Genomic DNA, 22,873 nt, shown 5'->3' on the forward strand with positions numbered 1-22,873 from the left:
CGCCCCCACCCCGGGAACCGAGATCCTGACTGGGCGCATCCGTGTGGGTAGCCAAGACAGTCAAGAAAAGGATTCGGCCAAAGGGATCCACGGCACCACGCACGGGAGAACAGCCAGCACGACCGGGGGGAATGAGGGGGGAAGCAATGCCTCGTTGGAGGGCCTTGCCGGATGAACTGGATCCGCAGGTCAGGGAGTTCGCGAGCCAGCTGCGCAGGCTCGTGGACCGCAGTGGCCTGAACATCGCGGCGGTGGCCGACCGCACGGGCTACAGCAAGACGTCCTGGGAGCGTTATCTCAACGGCCGGCTGCTCGCGCCCAAGGGCGCGATCGTCGCCCTGGCCGAGGTCACGGGGACCAATCCGGTGCACCTGACCACGATGTGGGAGCTGGCCGAGCGTGCCTGGAGCCGCTCGGAGATGCGCCACGACATGACCATGGAGGCGATCCGGATCTCCCAGGCGCGCGCCGCGCTGGGAGAGTTCGGGGCACCCGCCGCCGAGTCGAAGAACGGAAGCGGCAAGAACGGGCGGGCCGCCCGGAGCGCGACGGTGACTCCGGGAATCGCCGGCCCCGCCGGTGTCTCACCGACCGTGCCGCCGCAGCCGACGGCCACGGAGACCCGGGACTCGGCGAGCGACGTACGGGCCGGCGCTGCGCGGGGCGGTGCGTCCGGCGGCTCGGTGAGTTCCGCGAGTTCGGCGAGTTCCGTCTCGGCCGAGAACAACTCGTGGGGCATGGCCGGGTACCAGGGACCTGCGGCGAGAGGCGGCGCCGGGGGGCGCCCGGCCTCGCCGACGGGAACGTCCGGACCTTCCGGGGTGCAGGGGGCGCCCTGGACTCCCGGTACGCCCCTGGCGGTGCCCGGCGGTCCGCCGCAGGACGCCCGGCCGGGCGGCAAAGGCGGATCCGGCGGTTCACGGCGCAAGCGGCGGCTCACGATGTTCCTCGCGGGCGTCGTGGGAGCGGCCGTGGTGGTAGCGGCGGCCCTGATCCTCACCGACCGGGGCGACGACACACCGGAGGCCAAGCCGAGCCCGTCGCCGACCACCTCGGCCGGCACGAATCCCGACCTGCCGGTCGGGGTGAAGTGCAGCGGCGCCGAGTGCACCGGCCAGGACCCGGAGAACATGGGCTGCGGCGGCGAGTTGGCGCAGACAGCCAACAGCGTCACCGTCGGCACCACGCTCGTCGAGGTCCGCTACAGCAAGACCTGCCAGGCGGCCTGGGCGCGCATCACCCAGGCGGCCCCGGGCGACCAGGTCGACGTCACCGCCTCCGGCGCGGCGAAGCAGACCGGCGCGGTCGACACGGACACCGACGCGTACACGCCGATGGTGTCCGTGAAGGACGCGGGCGACGCGACGGCGTGCGTCACGCTCAAGGCGACCGGGCAGAAGGGCTGCACGCAGTAGGACGGAAGGGCTGCACGCAGTAGGACGGACGGGCACGCTCCCCTCGTACGCAACCGCGGAACCGCGAAACGGCCGTACGAGGGGAATGCCCGGCCCGGTTCGGGGAAGCGAGGAAGTACCCCCACGGGAGTCCGGCACTGTCGGTCCCCGGGCGACGGTCGCTCGTCACTTCTCTCCCGGACGGGCGACCGTCGCTTTCCGTGTCACGGTGAACGTGGCACTGTGAACGCGGCGCTGTGGGGTGGGCCACACGGGACCGGGACGTACGGGATCCCGGATGCGCGATAGCCTGACGGCGGATCTCTCTTGACGCCAAGAGATCGATCATCCGAACCGGGGCAGCGACGCCCCACCGCCAGCTGTCATACGGAGAACGCCATGACCCGCACTCCCGTGAACGTCACCGTCACCGGCGCGGCCGGCCAGATCGGTTACGCCCTGCTCTTCCGCATCGCCTCCGGCCAGCTGCTCGGCGCGGACGTGCCGGTCAGGCTCCGCCTCCTGGAGATCACCCCGGCGCTCAAGGCCGCCGAGGGCACCGCCATGGAACTGGACGACTGCGCCTTCCCGCTGCTCCAGGGCATCGACATCACGGACGACCCGAACGTGGCCTTCGCCGGCGCGAACGTGGGCCTGCTCGTCGGCGCCCGCCCCCGCACCAAGGGCATGGAGCGCGGTGACCTCCTGGAGGCCAACGGCGGCATCTTCAAGCCCCAGGGCAAGGCCATCAACGACAACGCCGCGGACGACATCAAGGTCCTCGTCGTCGGCAACCCGGCCAACACCAACGCGCTGATCGCCCAGGCCGCCGCGCCGGACGTACCGGCCGAGCGCTTCACCGCGATGACGCGCCTGGACCACAACCGCGCGCTCACGCAGCTCGCGAAGAAGACCGGCTCGACGGTCGCCGACATCAAGCGCCTGACGATCTGGGGCAACCACTCCGCCACCCAGTACCCCGACATCTTCCACGCCACGATCGCCGGCAAGAACGCCGCCGAGGTCGTCAGCGACGAGAAGTGGCTCGCCGAGGACTTCATCCCGACCGTCGCCAAGCGCGGCGCCGCGATCATCGAGGCCCGTGGCGCGTCCTCGGCCGCCTCCGCGGCCAACGCCGCCATCGACCACATTCACACCTGGGTCAACGGCACGGCCGACGGCGACTGGGCCTCCATGGGCATCCCGTCCGACGGCTCCTACGGCGTCCCGGAGGGCCTCATCTCCTCCTTCCCGGTCACCACGAAGGACGGCGTGTACGAGATCGTCCAGGGCCTGGACATCAACGAGTTCTCCCGCGCCCGCATCGACGCCTCGGTGCAGGAGCTCGCGGAGGAGCGCGACGCGGTCCGCGCCCTCGGCCTCATCTGAGCCCCAACCGCTCTTCCCTCGGGCCCCGTTCAGGCTTCGGCCGGACGGGGCCCGGGTGCGTCCGGCGCCGCCCCGCCGTCCGCTTGCCGCACCGCCGTCCGCTCGCCGCCGCCTTCTCCGTGCGCACCGCCCGTGGGCCGTGACAATCCTCTGTCCCCCGGCCCCTCCGCCCCTCTATGCTGATGGGCTGTCAACTGGCCCTCTGGCAAGGGTCGTTACACGCATCGGGGGAGTCGCGTGAGTACTGCACACGTGCCGCAGCAGCCGCAGTCGACACCAGACACACCGCCCGCACCGCCCGTACCGGCGCCCACGCCACCGCACGCCAGTGAGGCCACCCGGCTGCTGTGCGCGGGCACCTACCTGGACTCCGCATACCGCGACCGGGTCATCGAGGAACTCCATCTCAACGAACAGCGGATCGTGGCGCCCTCACTCGGCTTCGACGCGGCCCGCGTCCTCGCGCACGCCCTGCGGGCCAGACACCGGGAACTGCTGTGGGCCGGGGCGATCCTGGGCCTGTGGGTGATCGGCTCGGCGCTGACCCGCGGTTGGCTGGCCCTCTTCATGCTCCCCGTTCTGGCTCTCGCGGTCGCGTCCTGGATCCGGGGCCGCGCCGAGTACCCGCCCCTGTACCGGCGGGTGCCCGCCTTTCTGCTCCGCTGGTGGGGCCGGGTCCTGTTCGCGGTGCTGCTGGTCGTCACGGTGGTCGTCGCGTTCAACGGCCTGGACGACGGCTCGTCGAGCGGCTCGTACGGCACCGGGTCCTCCGAGCTGACCGGTGCGACCGACGTACTGGTGCCGTACGGGGACGGCGCTGACGTCGCGATCGAGCGCTGGCAGGCCTGGGTCACGTTCGCGATGTTCGCCCTGATCGCGCTGTGCGTGGCCGCGCAGCGCGGCCAGTTCGCCCGGGCGCTGGCCGCGGAACTGTCCCCGCAGCGCTTCCCGGACGCCGCCTCCGATCCGGCCGAGCAGGCCGAGGGGCCGCGGTTCCAGCGGCTCAAGGACCGTATCCGGCTCGAACAGCACGCGCCGTTGATCATGTACAACGAGGCGCGGCCCTTCCTGGGGGCGGGCGAGGCCTACCAGACCTGGGTCCTCGCGGTGGAGCTGCGGCCCGACGAGATGAAGAAGCAGCAGCCGCTGGGCAACCGCGTCGTACTGGAGAAGATCCGGCCGCTGATCGAACAGCTGCGGCTGCCCGCCGAGTACGCCGGTCAGTTCGGGCGCGACCGGCTGCGCCGGCTGGAGATCGACGAGTGCGTGTTCCTGCCCGCCGAGGGGATCCTGCGGCGCGAGGAGGCGCCGTACCATCCGCAGGCCTTCGAGGAGCACCGGGCCCGCGCTGTCGAGGAGGGCGCCGAGAAGAGACGGCACTTCCTGCGCATCCGCGTCGGCGGCTGGGAGGAGGAGCTGGTCGTCACGGTCTTCGTACGCATCCACACCCAGGGCCGCATGCTCACCCTGGAGGTCGCCCCGCACGTGCTGACGCCGGTGCGCGAGGACTTCAAGAACGCCGACCGTGTCGCCCACCGCTTCCGCAACAACCACGGCATCGGCAAGGCGGCCTGGGCCGTCGCCCAGGTTCCCGGCTCCGTGGCCCGCTCACTGATCACCCTGGGCAGGGGTCTGTTGTACGTCTGGCGGATGCTGACGGGCGGGTACGCCGGCGCGCTGCCCGACGGGCCCGCCCTGTCCGTGCGGGAGTTGGGCTCCGTACCCACCGGGTCCCACTTCCAGGAGATGGACGTCCTGCGCTACCTGAAGAACGTGCAGGACCGGGTGGCGAACGGGGTTCGGGTCGCGCTGGCCGAATCCGGTTACCAGACCGGTGAGTTCATGCAGAAGATCACCACCATCAACAACAACGGCGACGTGACGAACATCGCCCGCGTCGACAACAGCACCTTCGCCGTCGGCAGTCACGCCACCGCCTCCTCCACGACCGGCGGCGCCGCGCCGCAGACGGGATCCGGTACCTGATGACCACCGACGAACCGAACGTCAGTATCGGCGATGTCTCGCACAGCACCTTCGCCATCGGCAGCCACGCGCGTGCCGTCGCCAACCACGGCACGGCTCCGCAGCGCGACGAGGCCACCGAGGAACTGCTGAAGGCGGTACGCGAGTTGCGCGCCGACCTGACCCGGGTGCGGGCCGGCGAGGAGACGGACGCACTGCGCACGGCCCTGGAGGAGACGGAGGAGGAGATCACCCGCACCGGCCGGGCGGCTCCTTCGCGCCGGGAACGACTGAGGGAGCTGCTCACCGACTCCCAGGCACTGCTGAACGTGCTCGCCTCGGCGGGAGCCGTGGCGGCCCTCCTGGGGCTGTGAGGGGATCGCGATGAGCGGGGGACCACGATGAGACGGGGACCGCGATGAGCGGCGGATCGCGGTACTGGGACGAGGAGACACAGCGCTGGGAGGACGCCGGGAGCCCCAGCGCCGCTCCGGCCACTCCGCCGCCACCGGCCAGGCCGCACTTCCCGCCCGCCGGGTGGCCGGGGTCGACGGGCACGGGCACGTCGGCACCCGGGACGCCGGCCACCGATCCGGCTGATCCGGCCGGTGCGGAGGCGCTGCCACTCGTGTCGGGGCCGCCCGAGGCACCTGCGGTGCACCCGCCCGCCGGGTGGCCGGGAACGGCCGGGACGGGCACGTCGGGCACGTCGGGCGCCGGTCCGGCCGGTGGGGGTGAGTGGCCGCCCGTGGCCGAGGCGCCCACGGTGTCCGCGCCCGCCGGATGGCCGGGCGCCGCAGGGCAGGGCGGGTGGCCGCTGCCGGGAGCCGAAGGGGCCACGACGGACGATGCCGGTCGCCCCTTCGCCGAGTGGCCGAACGCGTCCTGGCCGCCCGCCGGTCCGCCTGTCACGCCTGCCGCCACCGGGGGGACGAGACGGCGGCTCGTGTGGTCCGTGCTGATCGGGGCCGTCGGCGCCGCTGTCGCCGTGGCTCTGGTGCTGACCTTCGTGGTCGACGGGAACGACGGCAAGGACGGCGACCGGGCGGCCGTGCCCGGCAGGTCCACGACACCCGCGACGTCGGAGCCGCCGGAGGTGACGTCGGCGTCGACGGAGGCGAGCGAGTCACCCACCGAGAACACGGCCACGCCCTCCGCGCAGGTCTCCGTACCACCCCCCGGCTACGAGCTGCGGCAGGACGCCGAGGGCTTCCGGATCGCGGTCCCCGAGGGGTGGACGCGCGCCACGGTGGACTCCTTGTACGGCATGAGCGTGGTCAACTACCGCAGTTCGGACCGCACTCACCGGATCCAGGTGTACCAGGTGGCGGAGCCGTCCCCGAAGGCCTCGTTCGAGCTGTTCCTGTCGGAACAGACCGTGAAGCCGGTCGGCTTCACGGAGATCGGCCTGGATCACCTCGACGACGGCACGTTCACGGGATCCCGGCTGGAGTATCTGGCCGACTCGATACGGGGTGAGCCCGACCCCGGCACCTGGCACGTCTACGACGAGCGTTTCGTGGCCTCGGACAGCAAGATCTACGCGATCGCCGCGTACGGCCCGGACTCGGACGGCCGCGACGACGAACTGGAGCTTCTCACCACGGCGTTGGACTGGTTCTGCCCACCCCTCGGCGTCTGTGAGGCGGCGGCACAGGACTGACGGGCTGTGGAATCCACAGGATTCCACACCTCAGAACCCCTGAATTCGGTGAAATCGGGTGTCCGACAGGGCCGTTGTGTGCACGCTCGGTGCATGAGCGACTACAGGGACGATGTTCCGGCGTATCTGACGATCCGGGTCACCGCCCAGGAGGGCCCGATCGCGGCCTTCGCGGAGCAGGAGGCGGGGGAGGCCGCGCGGCGGTATCCCGACCTGATGGGGGTGGGAATCCCGGAGTTCTTCCACGCCAGGGAGTGCGAGACGGGCGGCTGGGAGCTCTACGGCTACGGCAGCGACACCCCGCAGGGCTCCCGGGACTCGCTCGGCTCGGTGTTCCGGCTGCGCGCAGCCGAGGCCGAGGAGGCCGGGGACGAGGCCGCCCGGCGCAAGTGGATGGCGGCGGCCGTACGCATGGACCGGGAGGTCGTGAACGACGTACGGGTGCGCGGCGAGCGCTTCCGGATCGTGCGCGCCTCCCGCTTCGTCCGGATGGGGCCGAACGGGCCCGAGCCGCCCCGCCCCTCCGACCCCGACCCGGCGGAGGTCGGCGAGGCGTACCGGGTGGGACCGCGCACCAAGGGCTTCGTGGTCGACCCCGTCACCGGCACCGGGCTGTCCGACGGCATCCTCAAACTGGACCTCATCCAGTTCGTCGGCATCGCGCCCGGCGCACCGCAGGCGGTCCGGGACGAGGCACGACGGGCACTCCACACGCACCCGGGCGGGGTTCTCCTGCCCGCCGTCTACATGATCTCCGAGCGGGTGGACGGGAGTTGGCGGGCGCACAACCCCGGCTCCGCCGACTCCACACCCCAGGGCGCGCGGGACTCCCTCGCCTACTGGCTGCGCGTGATGGCCCCCTTCACCCTGCGGCTGAGCGAGGAGAAGACCGCCGAGTACGCCCTGATCGCCGACCGTATCGACGAGAAGCGCTCCAACGTCGCGACCGTCGACGGCATCCGCTACCGCGTCACCCGGGTCGAACGCCTCATCAGGGTCGGCCCCGACGGCCCCGAGGGCCCACGCCCCTCCGACTTCGACCCGGAACCGCCCGTCGATGTGCAGACACGCCGGCTCAAGGAACAGGGCCTGTGGCGGGAGGAGGACGACGAGCCGGTCCAACTCAGTGAGCGCAGCCTGGAGTTGAAGCGTCGATGGGATGCGGAGGAGGAGCGTCGGCGGGCGGTGCGCGAGAGCAGGAAGAAGGCGAAACAAGGGGACGGCGGCGGGGTGAGCGAGTAGGGAGTTCTGGCTACTGCGGGTACAGGCGCGCCAGCAAGAGGGCCGGTGGTCCGAGTTCGTCCGTCGTGGACTCGCCGGCCTGCTCCGCGACCGCGCGCCAGTGGGCGGCTTCGGTGCTGTCGCCGCGGTCCTCGTACAACTGGGCCACCCTGCGGGCCGCATAGCCGTCGCCGCCCCGCGCGGCGTGTTCCCACAGCTTTTCGGCCGACAGGGTCTCGCCGCGCCCCGCGAGCAGTGAACCCAGCGAGCACGTCGCCGCCACGCTGCCCTGCCGGGCCGCGGCGAGCAGTAACCGCTCGGCCTCTTCGTGATTGCCGTCGCGGAGCAGTCGTTGCCCCACCGAGGCCTGGGCCCGGAACTCCCCGGCCTCGGCCGCCCGGACCAGCCAGACGTCGGCCATGGCCTGCTCGCCACGCTGCTCATGAAGGATCGCCATGTTGTACACCGCGGCGGTGAGGCCACGCTGGGCAGCGAGCCGCCAGAGCGGTTCGGCATACGCGAGGTTCCCCGACCGCTGGTAGAACAGCCCCAGGTTGAAGGCGGCTTCGGCGTCCCCCTCCATCGCCGCCTGACGGAAGAGCGACTCGGCGAGGTCCGCATCGCCCGCCTGCAACCGGGCGAGGAGTGCCTCCTCCGTCAACTCGCCCTGTTCCCAGCCCTGTTCCTCCTCCCGCTCCGCTTCTCCGGCCCTGAGCTCGCCGCGTACGACGTCGAGGTGGCGGGCGGCCTCCTCGTCGCCGTCGCCCGCTGCCAGAGCCAGCCACCTCTCGGCCTCGGCCAGGTCGCCGCGATGGTAGGAGCGGACCCCCACACCCAGCGCACCCTCCCGCTCTCCCTGTTCGGCCGCCCTGCGCCACCACTTCTCGGCCTCGGCCATGTCGTCGCGCCGCTCCGCCTCGGCTGCGAGGTTGGTCGACGCCTTGCCCGCACCCGCTTCGGACGCCCGGCGCCACAGCTCGCGGGCGGCCTCGGCATCCCCACTCTCCATCCGGAGGTTGCCGATGTCGGTCATCGCCTTCGGATGCCCGAGGCTTGCCGCCAACTCCAGCTGCCGCAGGCCCTCTTGCGCATCGCGGCGCGCAAGCGCCTCCTGGCAGGCGCGGTACGCCTTCTCGGCGCGGCGGGATCTGAACACGCGCCCATCCTGCTGGGCCACCGGACCTGAACACCAGAGCGCCTCCCGGCGAGAGCGCGACGGTCCTAGCCGCCGGGCAAGGGTCGATCAATTCCGGTGCCAGGTAAGAGAGTTCAGCCGCGCTTCACTCCGGCGGCGTGCGAGGCCCAGCCGCGCCGTACGGCAGGACCCGGCGGGTGTGGGGGAGTGGGAGCCCGCGCGCCGCGCGGTTTAGGCGGGTGCGACACGGAAACACAAGGTGGCATGGCGGAACAACCGCTCCGCCATGCCGACGGGGGTGGATATGGGGGTGGAGGAGGACGGTACGGTGCCTGGGACACATGAGATGGTTCTGACCGGGACGGTCGAGTCCGGAGCTGAGGAGTGGAGCTGCCTCAGTTGCGAACGGCGCATGCTGTTGCGCTGGCCGCCTCGCTACGAAAAACTCGTCCTCGAACTGGGCGACGAGAACGCCACTCACGTCGGTGGCAAGGGCGGAGTCCGGTTGGGCACCGTCGATGTGGAGCCGGCGGCTCGGCCGGTGGCCGAGCACGACATACGGTGGCTCCAGGACAACGGCATCGACTGGAACAACGACGCTTCGGCGTGAACTGCCCTGTCGGTTGGGGCAGTTCCTCCAGCTGCTCCAGCTGCTCCAGTTCCGCCAGTTGTGTCGGTTCGGTCAGTTCGCCGGTATCTCCAGCGTCAGGAACTCGGCCGTCGCGGCCAGGCCTTCCGGGTGCACTGCCCCCGGTTCGCGCAGGCTGACGGCCGCTTCCAGACGGTAGGTGCCGACGGGCAGCCCCCGGCCCTCCAGCCGGATGGTGGGCGCGCTCACCGGGACCAGCCCGTCCGCCGACGCGACCGTGTAGCGGGTCTTCGCTCCCAACTGCCGTGCCACCACGATGGCGTGGTAGGCGAGACGCTCGGCCCGCAGATCCGCCGCGGTGAGGTCGAGGGTGATCGTCATGTCGAACCCGGCGTCGGCGTGGAGACGTTGCCGGTCCGGCAGATCCAGAGTGAGCCCGGGCGCGATGTCGGTCCGGCGCACGGCGGTTCCGCCCGGCTGCGGCACTCCGGCCGACTCCGGAACCTCGTCCGCCGCTTCGGGCTCGACCGACTGGACGGGGAGTTCCGGCGCGGGCTCGTCCCGTACCCGAGGCTCCTGTTCCGGCGGTGTCGTGACACCGATACGGCTCTCGACGAAGTCCAGCAGGGCCTCGCGGTCCCATGCCGCCCAGCGCTCCCGCTCCGTGCTCTGCACATGCTGCACCGTCGTGCTGCGGATCGAGCCGCTCTCGTCCAGCAGCACGCGGACGAGGAAGCTCTCGTAGGGCCGGCTGTCGGTCGGCTGCTCGGTGCCCGCCGCCCCCTCCTGCGTGTCGGCCATCTCCCGTGCGCGGGCGCACCAGTGCTCCACCTTGGTCCGCGACAGGCTGATGTCCGACAGCAGCTTGATGATCTCGTCGACGGGACGTTCGGCGAGATCCGCGAAGGTCAGCACTCCCGAGGCGGCGAGCCGGGACGCGATCTTGGGGCCTATGCCCTCGATCCGCGTCAGGTCGTGTGCACGGGGAGTGCCGACCTCCCCGCCCTTGATGTCGTTACGGCGCTCCACGGTCGCTGCTCCTTCGTCGCCTGTGTCCGCGGGTCGTTGCGTTGCCGGACGGCTGGTCCTCCTGTGTCGCAGTCGCGGAGGACCAGCCGGGTCCAGGCGTGTTACGGCGCTATCTCGATGGCCCGTCCTTCGACGAAGGCGTTCAGCGGGTACGGGGTCTGGGGCGCCCCGCTGCCGGGGCAGCGCACCTTGAACGTGACCACTGCCGCGAGCCGGTAGACGCCCGGCGTGAGTGTGTTGCCCGGAACGGTGAGGGCGGTCGTCGCCCCCGCGGGCGTGGTGGCGTTGTACGTGGACTGGCCGGCGACGGTGTTCCTCGTGAAGGAGCCGAGTGTGACCTCGGGACCCTGGCCGATGCTCTCGGCGAAGTACTTGACCTCGAAGGCCAGCGCGCACAGGACCGCCTTGGCGGCCGCGGCGAGCACCTCGAACTCGATCGCCACCTGGAACGGATCGCCCTTCCTGATGATCAGGTTGGAGGGAATCCCGTTCGGGTCGAGTACCTGCAGACGCTCGACGACCCGGAGGTCCGTGCTCGGTTCGGTTGGCATGGTGCGGCGCCCCTTTCGTTCGGCGGTGTCTGCCCAACGGCCTACCGTCGCTCGCTTAATCACTGTTCCCGCCCGCGCTTAGGCACGTCCCGTTCCGCATTTAAGCCGGGGTCAAATGCTGTCATGCCGGGCGATACGGTCACGCAGATCGACCGTGGCCGGGCCGGGCCGGACCTCCAGCTCCTCCTGGAGCAACTGGGCGCAGGCGCGGTACTGCAGGAGCGCCAGGTGCGGCTGGCCCTGGCGGCAGTAGCAGCGCATCAGACGGCGGTGGGCGTCCTCGCGGCACGGGTCGAGTTCGATGACGCGTCGGCACAGCGCCGCGCAGGGCGCGTACCGGCCGAAGGCGAAGAAGAGGCCGCCGAGCCGGTCGAGTACGTCGAGATGGGCGAGCCGCAGCCGTTCGCGGTCGAGCACCGGCCAGTCCTCGTACGGGTCGTCGGCGAGGAGATCACCCCGGTACAGGCCCGCCGCGCACTCGTACTCGGACATCGCGCCGCCGAGCCGGCCGGCCGCCTCCAGCTTTCGGCCCCGTTCCGCCCGTCGCTCGAACTCCTCGACGTCCAGCCACAGCCGGACGTCGTCGGCGAGCCGGTAGGCGCCGTCGGCGTACACGATCACCTGGTCGGCGGTGACCGTGCGCAGGGTGCGGCGCAGTCCGTGGATCGCGACGTTCAGGCTGTTGCGGGCGGCCACCGGGGGTGAGCCCGGCCAGAAGAGCTCCATCAGGGCCTCACGGCGTGGCCAGGGATCGCGATGTGTGAGCAGATAGGCGAAGAGCGAACGGGCGCGACTGCTGGTGAACTTGTCCGCCGGGGTGTCCTCGAAGGTGACGACCTGGGTGCCGAGCAGATGCACGGCGAGCAGACGGGACGGCGCGTCCGGTGTCCCCGGCGCGGGCGCCGCGTCCGGGGCATCGGCCCGGGCCGATGCCCGCGCCGCCGGTTCCCGGGGGCCGCCCTTGAACGTGCGCCACAGCTCCGCCCACAGCCGGTCGCCCCGGGCTGTCGGTGCCGTCACGCCGAGCAGTTTCAACGGGACCGGTGTGCGCGACCAGCCGCACCTGCCCATGACCTGGCCGAGCCGGTCCGCGGACGGGTTCGCGCTCCGCGTGATCTGGTCGAGGACGCCGTGCTCCGTGTCCTCCAGCATGGTCAGGGACTCGCGGTGCAGGGCCTGTTCGTGGCGCAGCCCCTGTATCTGCCGGGCCAGGTGGCGGGCCGTGAGCGCGGGTTCACCGGCCGGGGCGGCGGCGATCCCGGCGAAGTGCGCGAGCGCGCCCTCCGTGTCGTCGGCGAGGAGCGCCAGTCGGCCCTGCTGCCAGCCGGCCCAACTCCGATGCGCGGTAAGGCCGTCGGTGTCGGCGAGGGCGTACGCCGCGTGGGCCCGGTCGGTGGCCGTCGGCAGATCTCCGGCGCCGGCCGCCACGACGCTCGCGGCCAGCAGGCTTCGGCAGGCACCGTCGGAGTCGGCGCTGTCGCCGAACCGGGAGGCCGCGAGGTCGAACCAGTGCCGGGCCCGAGCTGCGGACCCGCAGGCGGCGGCCATCTCGGCCCGGATGTAGAGGAGTTGGGGGTGCGCATCGATCACCCCGGCGGGCAGCCGCGCGATCCAGCCGTCGAGCAGCTCCCACTGGCCGTCGTCCATCAGGCCGTCGGAGCGTTCCGTGATCAGCCGGGCCGCGGACTCCCCGTCGCCTAGGTCGAGATACAGGCGCACGGCGTGTTCCACCGCGTCCAGCGCCACCAACTGCTCGGCCGCACAGTGCAGTTCCTCGCGTCGAGGAGAGCCGCACCGGTCGAGTGCGGCACGCAGCGGAGTACGCCACACCGTGCGCACCCGCGTCCAGCCGTCCTCCAGCCCCTGCAGCCAGGGCCCGGAGGGCAGCAGACCGCTCCCCATCAGCGTCGGATGGGCGTACTCCAGCCGTACCGCCCGGCCCAGGGCGCGCTGCCCGGCCCCGTCGGCGCTGTGGAGGAGTGTCCCGGCCAGCCGGGTGAGCAGGTCGTCCACATCGGTGGCGCCGTCGAGGGCGCGCTCCACCTCCCGGGCACCGGACAGGACCAGCGTGGTGCGTACCGCGTCGACCACCGCGGCCCGGCCGCCGCACAGGCCGCGCAGCCGTCGTCGCAGCCGCCTGGCCACCGGGGCGCCGCCGTCCAGCAACTGTTCCAGTGCGCCCGGCGGAACCCTCAACTCGCGCCCGAAACAGCGGACCTCACCATCGCTGAGCAACCGCGGAGGCACCTGTCGATGGCCCACGAGGACGCACGGGACGTCCGCCGCGACGAGGGCCGGCAGCAGATGGGCGATGACCAGGGACAGGGTCCGCGACGGGGCCGACGCGTGATGCACGTTCTCCAGCACCAGCGCTCCCCGGCCCCGCAGCAGGGGGACGAGATCGGACGCGAGCCGCTCGAACAGCGGAGGCCAGCCGGAGACGGGACCCGGCCGGGCCCGCAGCAGCTCCCGGGTGGCACGGCAGGCGCCCTGCCGCTGACGGCACGCGGCGGCCGACAGTGAGATCAGGAAGGTCGCCGGGTCGCCGTCCTCGACATCGAGCCGCAGCCACAGCGGATGCCGGCCCGCACCGGTCAGCGCGGTGGCCAGTCCCTCCCCGAGGACGTAGCCCGGTGGCGCGTGCAGGACGGTGAGCCCGCCCCGCGCCGCCTCCGTGAACGTCGGTGGCACCGAGATCTCCTCGGCGCATGGTGCGAGAGCCTTCGCGATGAGCGGCATCGATCCCCCCGATGCGGGACGTCCCCACCGCTCCGACGAAGGCCTCGTGGCAACGGTGCGGTGAGACGACTGTCCGGCGTCGCGACTCTAGCAGCGCACCGTGCATACGACAGATAATTCCCTCGATTTTGCTGTCCGGTTGGCGATCCTGAGGCTCTTCGCAGCAGTTACAGTATTCCCATGACCACCACTGAACCCATATCCCGCGTAGCCCTCAAGAAAATCACCCCCGAGGTCTCCGCCTCGATGGGCGCCCTGCATGGCGCCGCCGTTTCCGCAGCGCAGGAAGCCAAGGTCGAACCCGAACTCCTGGAACTGATCCGGATTCGCGCCTCCCAGCTCAACGGCTGCGCGTTCTGCCTCGACATGCACACCAAGGACGCTCGCGCGCAGGGTGAGACCGAGCAGCGGATCTACGCCCTGAACGCCTGGCGGGAGACCCCCTTCTTCACCGAACGGGAGCGCGCCGCACTGGCGTTGACCGAGGCCGTGACCCTGGTGCACGACGGGCACGTCCCCGACGACGTCTACGCCGAGGCCGCCGCCGTCTTCGACGAGACACAGGTCGCCGCGCTGATCTGGGCGGCCACCGTCATCAACGCGTACAACCGGATCGCCATCGCGACACGGATGGTTCCCGGGGGTTATCAGCCGGTTCAGAAGAGCAGCTGAATTCAGACAGAAAAAGGTGGGAGAAGGCATGGAAATGCGGGGAAGGGCGAATGAGAAATCGCTCTTCCCCGCCTCTCTTCTTCTATTACTGCAGTGGTTCCGTGAGGCCCTCCAGCCATTGCCGCCATTCGGCGGCCCGTACTGCCCGACCCGCCCGCATGGACGGCTGCTTTCCGCCCGTCCATTCCGTCACCGGGCGGATTCCGTGCAGCGCGTTCACGAGCCACACCTCGCGGCCGTCCAGGTCGGCGAGGGTGCGTTCGCGGTGGGCGACGCGGATGCCGGTGCGCTGGGCGCGCTCCTGGATGAGGGCGACGGTGACTCCGGCCAGCACGGGGAGCTGTGGCGAGGGCAGGCACAGGGTGTCGTCCTCCCACCACAGGACGCTGGAGTGGATGCCCTCCAGGACCACGCCCGAGGGGGCGATCAGTACCGCCTCGTCCGCGCCCTCGGCGACCGCCCGTTGCCGGAGCCGGGCCAGGATGTCCAGGTCGGGGCCCTTGCGGCGCGGGACGGTACGCGGGTCGGACTGGCCCGTCGCCCAGACCCGCACGCCGGTGCCGAGCGGTGGTGCGTGACGCAGGAGAAGCCTCAACTCCCTTGATTCCGCGCCCAGTTCGACCCGGGGGAACCACTCTCCGGTGCGCGGCAGTGCGGTGGTCATGTCCCGCCAGAAGTCCACCAGTTGGCGCAGTGAGGGGCCGCCGGAGTCGCCGCAGGCCCGCAGGAAACGCTCCCGGTGCCGGCCGAGTCCGCGTACCCGGCCGTCGCGCAGCAGCCAGGAGTCGGCGACCGCCAGTCGCTCACCGACCGTCGGCACATAGCCCTGTGCGTCCGGTGCGGTCAGTCCCCGGCGCGGCGACCACGCCAACAGCCCTTCCGTGACCGCTGGTTGTGTTGCTGTTCGCGTCATCAAGTGTGCTCTTTCTTGAAACTCGGTCAGTACTTGCGGCCCGCCACCGCCGGCGCCCCGTTCCGGGGCCCGTACGGTGCGTGCTCCAGCCACGATCCGCACCACGGCAGCAGTGGTGCGAGGGCCGCCGCCGCGCGCTGCTTGGCCCGGACGATCCGGCGCCGGGGCCGCAGATGGTCCAGCGCGTTGCCGGCGGCCGCGCTGTTGTACACGGCCGCCGCGTGCCGAATCTCGGCGAACTCGGCGACCGCTCCCACCAGCCCCGTCCTGGTCACCGCCGCGATCGCCTCCGCCGCAGCCGCCGCGTCCGCGATCCCGCTGTTCATCCCGCGCGCCCCGAACGGCGGGAACAGATGAGCCGCCTCCCCGACGAGCAGCACCCGCCGGTGCCGGTCGGTGAACGCGTCCGCGACCTTGCGCAGGAAGCGGTACGTCGACACCCACAGGATCTGCGACCCGTACCCGGGTGCCTCCAGGACCGACGGCAGCCAGGCGCGTACGGCCTCCTCCGTGCCGAACGCCTCCTGCGGGTCGTCGTCGCGGCACTGCAGATCGACCTGGAAGCCGCCGGTGAAGGGCACCCGCATCACGCTTCGGCCACCCACGCCCGGGTGTTCGTAGTGGAAGACGCGCTCCAGGGGGAGTTCGGCGCCGGGGATGTCGGCGACGTCCACGACCACGTGGAACCCCTCCGACCGCGTGCCGTCCATGGTGATCCCCAACTCCGCCCGCACCGCCGAGCGGGCGCCGTCGGCGGCCACGACATGCGTGCCGTGCCAGACGCCGCCGTCGGAGTCGGTGAGGGTGACCCCGGTCGGCGAGGACCGGACGCCCGTCACCCGTACGCCCCACGCGAACTCCACGCCGGCGTCCCGGCAGGCGGCGCGCAGCAGGCGCTCGGTGTCCACCTGGCGCAGGCTGGTGAAGGGCGGGGTGGTCGTGGGCGTCTTCGGCTGCTCGGGGAAGGTGCGGGAGTAGACCTCGCGGCCCCGGTACAGCGTGCGCCGGGTGTGCCATGTCCGCCCGTACGACGCGAACTCGGCGGCCAGGCCCGGGCGCATCCCGTCCAGCAGGCGCAGGGTCTCGCGGTGCACGAACAGGGCGCGGCTGCCCGGGCGTTCACGGTCCTCCGGGTCCGCCTCCAGGACGACGACGGGCAGTCCGTGGGCGCGCAGGCCGAGGGCGGCCGAGAGGCCCACGGGACCCGCGCCCACGACCAGTACCTGGCCCGCCACCTGTTCCTGTACCTGGTCCGGTGCCTGTTCCGCTCCCTGCCCCGTGGGGGTCATGCGCGTGCGCCCTCGGCGAGCATGCGGGTGATCTCCACCCGTTTCACCTTCCATGTCGCCGTCATCGGCAGCTCCTCGAACCGCCACTGCCGGGGCTCGGCCATCGTCGGCAGATCGGCGGTCGCCTGACGCCAGCGGTCCGGGTCCAGCGGCATCTCGTCCCGTACGCACACCACGGGCACCGGCTCACGGTCGGCGCCCGGCACGATGACGACCTCGCGCAGCTCCTCCAGCCGGTCCATCAGCGTGTCCTCGACCTCCAGGTTGCTGTGCACGGAGTCGATCTGGTCGATCTCGCGGTCGATGAGATACAGCGCGCCGAGCCTGCTCCGGTACCCCATGTCGCCCATCTGCCACCACCCGCCGCCGTCGAGCTGGCGGTCGTACTGCTCGCGCGCGCCGAGGTAGGTGAGGATGCGCCCGCGCGTACGGGCCTCGATGCGACCCGGCTTTCCGGGTGCCGCGGTCCGGCCGTCGTCGTCCGTGACCCGGACCCGGGTGAAGCCGGGTATCCCGATCCCGACCCGGCGGCCGTCCGCCTTCGCGACGCTGCGCCGGGTGAACCACTGGAAGGCGACAGGCCCGGTCTCGCTCTGCCCGTACAGCTGGATCAGCCAGGCGCTACGGCGTTTCGAGGCGCCCAGCAGCCGCCGTACGGTACGCGGGTGGATCGCGTCGAACGTCGACCCGTACGACCGTACGCGCGACAGCGGTTGGCCCGGTGCGTCCGCCAACTCCTCCCACAGGACGAAGGTGTTGGGGTGGGTCTCCACGATCCCCGGGCGATGGCGGGCGAGCAGCGGGCCCACGGCGGCCGGGGTCGGGTCAGTGATCAGGAGCAACGGACTGCCGAAGTGCAGAAGCACGCCGAGGAGATGGTAGAAGCGCGAGTGCACGAACGACATGTGCAGCGCGGCCGTCTCGCCACGGGTTGGCCAGCCCATCGCCTGCTGCGGTACGAGGCGGTTCCACATGGTGTTCGCGCAGTGCACGGCGAGCTTGGGGATGCCGGTGGTTCCCGAACTGTGGGTGATCAGGGCGGGTTCACGGGGGTGGAGGCGGACGGCGGCGACGGGTTCGGCGCCCGCGTACATCGCCAGCGGCTCGGCACCGGGCGCGTCGGCACCGGCGTCGGCATCGACGGAGAGGGTTCGGCGTACGAGCGGGGCGAGGTCCAACTCCGCGAGCGGGCCGGTGAGTTTGGCGCTGTCGGTGAGCAGCCAGGGGCGTTGCAGCCGGGCCAGCAGCTGACCGACGACCGGTCCGGCGAGGCCGGGGGACAGCAGCACCGGGACCGCGCCGATACGGGAGACCGCACAGGTCAGCAGCACGATGTCGACGTTGTCCGTCTTGTGGACGACCACCTGCTCGGACGGTCGCACTCCGGCCGCCCACAGCCGGGCCGACAACTCCTCGACCAGATCGGCCAGTTGGCTGTAGCTGAGGTCGACCCCGAGGTCGGGGCTCACGTCGAGCGGCCGGTCCAGGGTGACGAAGACGGCTCCGTGGCGGTCGGCGGCCCGCCGGAAGACCGGGCCCAGATAGAAACCGCGGTCGGCGAGCAGGGGCTGCGGCTGTGGCATGCGCCCGTTCCCTTCTGAAGTACGGCAGGCAGCCGTGGAGGCTGCGGTGGCTGCGGGTGTCACCAGGCGCCCTGGCGGACCAGATGGCGGCGGAGCTTCCCGGTCGAGGTGCGGGGCAGCGACGGGACGAAGCTGACGCTCCGGGGGACCTTGAAGGCGGCGAGCCGAGCGCGGGCCAGCTCGATGAGTTCGGTCTCCAGGCCCGCCCGGACCGGCCCGGCGGGGACGACGAAGGCCCGCAGTCTGCTGAAGCCCCGCTCGTCGGTGAGAGCGGCCACGGCGACCTCCTTCACCGCCGGGTGGGTGCGCAGTACGGCCTCCACCTCCAGCGGTGAGACGGTGATGCCGCCGACCATCTCCATGTCGTCGGCGCGGCCCAGGTGCCGGTAGGTGCCGTCCGGTTCACGCACCGCCCGGTCCCGGGTCGCCAGCCAGCCGCCGACCAGTGAACGGGCGGTCTCCTCGGGCCGGTTGAGGTAGCCGCTGGTCAACGTCGGCCCGCGCACCCAGAGTTCACCCTCGGCGCCTTCGTCGGCACCGGGTAACGGAAGCCCGGCGCGGTCGCGCAGCTCGACCTCGAAACCGGGGACCGGGCGGCCGACGGTGCCGGGGTGGTTGTGGTCGAGGCTGTTGGCGCAGAAGGCGTGCCCGGCCTCCGTCGAGCCGATCTGCTCCAGCACCGGCGCGCCGAGCAGCTCGCCGACCTGCTGTCCGAGCCCGTCCGGCAGTCCCTCGCCGGCCGACACGGCGGCCCGTACGGAGGCGAAGCAGGCCTGGTGGCCGTTGCCCCGGTCGGCGACCAGGGCCGCGTAGGCGGACGGCACGGAGTACAGCAGCGTCACCCGGTGCCGGGCGACGAGTTCGTCGACGGCGGCCGGGCTCGGACGCCGGTCGACCAGCACGGCCGACGACCCGGAGAAGAGCGGGAAGACGAGGGCGTTGCCGAAGCCGTAGGCGAAGTACAGCTTCGAGACGGAGAGGGTGACGTCGTCCTGGGTGATCCGCAGCAGTCGGCGCCCGATGAGGTCGTGGTAGGTCTTCGGGTCGCCGTGACAGTGCACAACTCCCTTGGGACGCCCGGTGGTTCCGGAGGTGTACTGCACGTACAGGGGCGTGTGCGCGTCCACCGGGTGGGCGGTGGTGGTCGGTTCGGCGGCGGGCGCGAGGGCGGCGAGCTGATCGGCGCCGAGGAGAGGCCGGCCCGCGAACCGCTTCTCCTCCCCCTCGCCCTCCGCCAGCCAGGGTCCGGTCACACACAGCACGGCGTCGGCGTCCTCGGTCATGAACGCGTGGTCGGCGGGCGGGAGTTCGGGATTGACCAGGACGGCCACGGCGCCGAGACGGGCGGTGGCGAGGAAGACGGTCACCCAGGTGATGCCGTCGGGCAGGGCGAGGAGCACCCGGTCGCCGGGCCCCACCCCGTGCCGGGCGAGCACCGTCGCCGTACGGGCGGCCAGCTCGTGCACCTCGCCGTGCGTCCAGGACCGGTGCCCCTGATGGCTCTGGTGGAAGGCGGCCCGGTCGCTCCAGCCGCGCCGTTCGGCGAGGGCGGCGAGATGGGCGGCGAGGTTGCCGGGGGCGTCGGCATCGGCGGGGGAGGGCGCGGGTGCGGCTGCGGGTGCCGGGGGAGCGGTGGTGGACGGGTGGGTCGTCATCGGGCGGCCTCCTCGGCGGCGGCCGACAGGGACGAGGACCGCGGGTACTCCAGGTACTCCCGCTCGCCGTACTCCCGGTCGCCCTGGTACTGCTCCTGGTACTCCTGGTACTCCTGGTAGGCCCGCATCTGCGCGGCGGTCTTCAGCAGCATCTCGTCGTACTCCGCGACCGGGTCCGAGCCGAGGACGATCGCGCCGCCCGCGCCCAACTGCATCTCGCCGTCGGCGATCACGGCGGTCCGGATGACGATGCTGAGGTCCGCGCCGCCGCTGCACCCCAGGTAGCCGAGGGCCCCGGAGTACACGCCCCGGGCCTCGGTCTCCAGCGTGTCGATGATCTCCATGGTGCGGAGCTTCGGCGCGCCGGTCATGGAGCCGCCGGGGAAGCAGGCGCGGACCGCGTCCACCGAGTCGGTGTCCTCGCGCAGCCGTCCCTCGACGTAGGAGACGAGCTGGTGCACGGTCGCGTACGTCTCGGCGACCATGAGCCGGGAGACACGTACCGTGCCGGTGCGGCAGACCTGGCCCAGGTCGTTGCGGAGCAGGTCGACGATCATCAGGTTCTCGGCGCGCGTCTTGTCGTCGGCGGCCAGCGAGTCCCGGAGACGGTCGTCCTCCTCCGGGGCGTCGCCCCGCGGGGCGGTGCCCTTGATGGGCCTGGCCTCGGCCATGCCGTCCCGGGTGATCCGCAGGAACCGCTCGGGGGAGGAACCGGCCACCTCCAGGTCCCCGAACCGCAGGAAGGCCGCGTACGGCGCCGGGTTGACGCGGCGCAGGACCCGGTAGAAGTCGTACGCGTCGGTCGGGGCGGGCATCCGGGCCGCGTTGGTCAGACAGACCTCGTAGCTCGTGCCGGTCGTCAACTCCCGTCGGCAGGCCGCGATGTCGGCGAGATAGGTGGCCCGGTCGCGCACCAGCCACGGTTCCGCCGAGGCGGGGTCCGGCTCGGCGGCCGGTACGGGCACCGGCGGCTGCTGACCCGACACGAAGGAGAGCTGGGCCAGCGCGCTGTCGAGCCAGTCGGCGGCCTCCAGTGTGGCCTGCGGAGTGTCCTCGGCGACACAGACGGCGTACGTGTAGCCGTCCTGGTGGTCCACCGCGATCAGCCGGTCGGCGAACAGCCAGCAGGCGTCCGGGGTTTGGGCCCGGTGCACGTTGGGCGAGGCTCCGCAGTCGGCCTTCGTCTCGTACCCGAAGTAGCCGACATATCCGCCGGTGAAGTCGAAGGGCAGGCCGGTGGCATCCACATGACGGTTCGTCAACTGCCGCTTCAGATAGTCGAAGACGCTCGCCCTGACCTTGCGCGTCGGCCGTCCGGCCCGCTCGATCTCACAGACGCCGCTCGTGACGTCGTACCGCACGAACTCGGCGAGCGGACCGGAATCGTCCCCGAAGAACGAGAACCGTGACCGGCCCTTCTCGACTTGCGCGCTGTCCAGCCAGAACGCGCGCGGCGAGCCGGCGTACATCCGGCCGAAGGCGGCCTCCGTGTCCACGGCGGTGGCGATCCGCCGGGTGTGCAGACGGTGGGTGGGACGCTGCTGCGACGAACGGCGCTGGGCGGGGATGCGGGGGATGACCGTGGGGGAGGGGGGCTTGGGCATCGCCGCCGCGGTGCGGGTGACGTTGGTGTTCTTCGTACGGAGCTTGCGGGCGCGGTCCGCCGTGAGGTTGCGGAAGTTCATGAGCATGCGGCGCCCGTACTCGGTGAGGACCGACTCCGGGTGGAACTGCACTCCCCACAGGGGGCGCGTGCGGTGCCGCAGCCCCATCAGGACGCCGTCCTCGGCCCAGGCGGTGGCCTCAAGTGTGTCGGGCAGCGGCTCGCGCACGGCGAGGGAGTGGTAGCGCACGGCGGTGAAGTTCTGCGGCAGACCCTTGAAGAGGTCCCGCTCGTCGTGCCGGATCGTGGAGAGATGCCCGTGACGGGGCTCGGGGGCGGGCACGATCCCACCGCTCTCGCCGAGCGCGATGCCCTGGTGACCGAGGCAGACGCCGAGTACGGGTATCCGTGACTCGGCGAGTACACGTGCGCTGATCCCGAAGTCGCGGGGGGCGGCGGGGTGCCCGGGTCCGGGGGAGACGACCACGTTCTCGAACTTGTCGAATTGCAGCAGACTGTCGACTCTGCTGGTCAGCGCGTCGTTGCGGATCACCGTCGGCTCTTCGCCGTTGACCTCCGCGATCAGCTGGAACAGGTTGTACGTGTACGAGTCATAATTGTCGATGAGCAGGGTCTTCACCCGCGCCCACCTCCCTTGCATCGTTCATGCCGCCGTTCATGCGGTCCGCCTTTTGTGCCGTCCACGGAGTGCCTGGAGCGGCGGGTAGAGCCATTTCTTGAAGAAACGCTGAAGGCGCGGCATGAGAATCCAGGTGACGAGTGCCGTCACGGCCAGACACAGCAGTAGAGTGCGAATGAGCGCATTTACGCCACCGAGGAACGGAAGAATGGTCAGATTGAATATGAGCACGGGTGGAAAAACCGCGCTCATATTCACGAACCACAGTTTCCACTTGTCCGGCGGGCGCGGTGGGGCGGCCGGTGCCGGGGCGGCGGCCGGTAAGTCCGTCTGGGATTCGAACCACACCTTGGAGCCCCGGACGGTACGGCGCCCGGTCTCCCGGGCGAGCCCTTCCGCCCGGGTCGCCCACTGCGCCCAACTGGCGGAGTTCTCCCAGGCCAGGGCCGTACTCTCACTGTCGAAGCGGTAGACCACATGCCACTCCGCCTCTCCGTCGACAAGCACACCACCACCCAGAAATCCCGGCTCACGCGCCCTCGCACGCAGCACGGCCCACCCCCAGGAGTGGAACTCGGTCTCGCGGCCCGGGATCACTTGATACGCCACCGTGACGGTGACGGGATTCCTGGTCACGCCGTCGTATACGCAGCGGGAACCGATCACACTCAAATGTTCAACGAAGATTTTCGAAATCTCCTCCAGGATGTCCGGAAGGTTACTTTTTATCGGCTTTTAGGGCTTCTTGCTGTGTTCTTTCGAGTGATACTCGGGGTAACTTTTCCGGAATTCAGGAAAGTGCTTGCCCGGGAGAGCGGGGAAGCTGCACGATCGCCATTCGAC

General features: G+C 71.2%; 18 protein-coding genes. 8 read left to right on the forward strand and 10 right to left on the reverse strand.

Annotated elements, in window-relative coordinates:
- Positions 1-146: 146 nt before the first annotated feature.
- The 6 genes from OHN74_RS27265 (at position 147) to OHN74_RS27290 (ending at position 7,653) form a co-directional block, all read left to right on the forward strand.
- The gene (locus tag OHN74_RS27265) at positions 147-1,415 is read left to right on the forward strand and encodes an XRE family transcriptional regulator (RefSeq protein ID WP_327697222.1); all 1,269 of its coding nucleotides are present in this window, start codon (positions 147-149) and stop codon (positions 1,413-1,415) included.
- A 378-nt stretch (positions 1,416-1,793) separates the two neighbouring features.
- Positions 1,794-2,783, forward strand: a complete 990-nt coding sequence (locus OHN74_RS27270; protein ID WP_327697223.1) for a malate dehydrogenase — start codon at positions 1,794-1,796, stop codon at positions 2,781-2,783.
- Between the two features lie 237 nt (positions 2,784-3,020).
- Positions 3,021-4,769 carry a hypothetical protein gene (locus tag OHN74_RS27275; RefSeq protein WP_327697224.1) on the forward strand — a complete coding sequence of 583 codons (1,749 nt, stop codon included), beginning with the start codon at positions 3,021-3,023 and terminating at the stop codon, positions 4,767-4,769.
- The gene (locus OHN74_RS27280) at positions 4,769-5,122 is read left to right on the forward strand and encodes a hypothetical protein (RefSeq protein WP_327697225.1); all 354 of its coding nucleotides are present in this window, start codon (positions 4,769-4,771) and stop codon (positions 5,120-5,122) included. The genes OHN74_RS27275 and OHN74_RS27280 overlap by 1 nt, the downstream gene beginning before the upstream one ends.
- Positions 5,123-5,166: 44 nt before the next feature.
- On the forward strand, positions 5,167-6,411 hold the full coding sequence (locus OHN74_RS27285; RefSeq protein ID WP_327697226.1) for a hypothetical protein: 1,245 nt from the start codon (positions 5,167-5,169) through the stop codon (positions 6,409-6,411).
- A gap of 93 nt (positions 6,412-6,504) precedes the next feature.
- Positions 6,505-7,653, forward strand: coding sequence for a DUF5954 family protein (locus tag OHN74_RS27290; protein ID WP_327697227.1), 1,149 nt, complete (start codon positions 6,505-6,507; stop codon positions 7,651-7,653).
- A gap of 10 nt (positions 7,654-7,663) precedes the next feature.
- Here the strand turns inward: OHN74_RS27290 and OHN74_RS27295 are convergent, their stop codons facing one another.
- Complete coding sequence (locus OHN74_RS27295; protein WP_327697228.1) at positions 7,664-8,788, reverse strand: hypothetical protein; 1,125 nt, start codon at positions 8,786-8,788, stop codon at positions 7,664-7,666.
- Between the two features lie 307 nt (positions 8,789-9,095).
- On the opposite strand from OHN74_RS27295, the gene OHN74_RS27300 reads away from it, so the two are divergent.
- On the forward strand, positions 9,096-9,377 hold the full coding sequence (locus tag OHN74_RS27300) for a hypothetical protein (RefSeq protein ID WP_327697229.1): 282 nt from the start codon (positions 9,096-9,098) through the stop codon (positions 9,375-9,377).
- Positions 9,378-9,449: 72 nt separating this feature from the next.
- On the opposite strand, the gene OHN74_RS27305 is transcribed toward OHN74_RS27300, so the two are convergent.
- The 3 genes from OHN74_RS27305 to OHN74_RS27315 form a co-directional block, all read right to left on the reverse strand.
- Positions 9,450-10,385, reverse strand: a complete 936-nt coding sequence (locus OHN74_RS27305) for a helix-hairpin-helix domain-containing protein (RefSeq protein WP_327697230.1) — start codon at positions 10,383-10,385, stop codon at positions 9,450-9,452.
- 101 nt (positions 10,386-10,486) lie between these two features.
- Positions 10,487-10,936: a hypothetical protein gene (locus OHN74_RS27310; RefSeq protein WP_327697231.1), complete on the reverse strand. Its 450-nt coding sequence runs from the start codon at positions 10,934-10,936 to the stop codon at positions 10,487-10,489.
- Positions 10,937-11,047: 111 nt separating this feature from the next.
- Complete coding sequence (locus OHN74_RS27315) at positions 11,048-13,675, reverse strand: BTAD domain-containing putative transcriptional regulator (protein ID WP_327697232.1); 2,628 nt, start codon at positions 13,673-13,675, stop codon at positions 11,048-11,050.
- A 180-nt stretch (positions 13,676-13,855) separates the two neighbouring features.
- On the opposite strand from OHN74_RS27315, the gene OHN74_RS27320 reads away from it, so the two are divergent.
- A complete protein-coding gene (locus OHN74_RS27320; protein WP_327697233.1) occupies positions 13,856-14,347 on the forward strand; it encodes a carboxymuconolactone decarboxylase family protein in 492 nt (163 codons plus the stop codon).
- Between the two features lie 85 nt (positions 14,348-14,432).
- Here the strand turns inward: OHN74_RS27320 and OHN74_RS27325 are convergent, their stop codons facing one another.
- The 6 genes from OHN74_RS27325 to OHN74_RS27350 are packed head-to-tail and all read right to left on the reverse strand — an operon-like array spanning position 14,433 to position 22,666.
- Positions 14,433-15,260, reverse strand: coding sequence for an aminotransferase class IV (locus OHN74_RS27325; RefSeq protein ID WP_327697234.1), 828 nt, complete (start codon positions 15,258-15,260; stop codon positions 14,433-14,435).
- Positions 15,261-15,286: 26 nt separating this feature from the next.
- Positions 15,287-16,549, reverse strand: a complete 1,263-nt coding sequence (locus OHN74_RS27330) for an FAD-dependent monooxygenase (RefSeq protein ID WP_327697235.1) — start codon at positions 16,547-16,549, stop codon at positions 15,287-15,289.
- Positions 16,546-18,132 carry a class I adenylate-forming enzyme family protein gene (locus OHN74_RS27335; RefSeq protein ID WP_327697236.1) on the reverse strand — a complete coding sequence of 529 codons (1,587 nt, stop codon included), beginning with the start codon at positions 18,130-18,132 and terminating at the stop codon, positions 16,546-16,548. Before OHN74_RS27335 ends, OHN74_RS27330 begins: the two co-directional genes overlap by 4 nt.
- Positions 18,133-18,191: 59 nt before the next feature.
- Positions 18,192-19,787: a benzoate-CoA ligase family protein gene (locus tag OHN74_RS27340; protein ID WP_327697237.1), complete on the reverse strand. Its 1,596-nt coding sequence runs from the start codon at positions 19,785-19,787 to the stop codon at positions 18,192-18,194.
- Complete coding sequence (gene pabB / locus OHN74_RS27345; RefSeq protein WP_327697238.1) at positions 19,784-22,030, reverse strand: aminodeoxychorismate synthase component I; 2,247 nt, start codon at positions 22,028-22,030, stop codon at positions 19,784-19,786. The genes OHN74_RS27340 and pabB overlap by 4 nt, the downstream gene beginning before the upstream one ends.
- Before the next feature lie 36 nt (positions 22,031-22,066).
- Complete coding sequence (locus OHN74_RS27350) at positions 22,067-22,666, reverse strand: antibiotic biosynthesis monooxygenase (RefSeq protein WP_327697239.1); 600 nt, start codon at positions 22,664-22,666, stop codon at positions 22,067-22,069.
- Positions 22,667-22,873: the final 207 nt, after the last annotated feature.

The organism is Streptomyces sp. NBC_00459, from assembly GCF_036013955.1.
Lineage (GTDB): Bacteria > Actinomycetota > Actinomycetes > Streptomycetales > Streptomycetaceae > Streptomyces.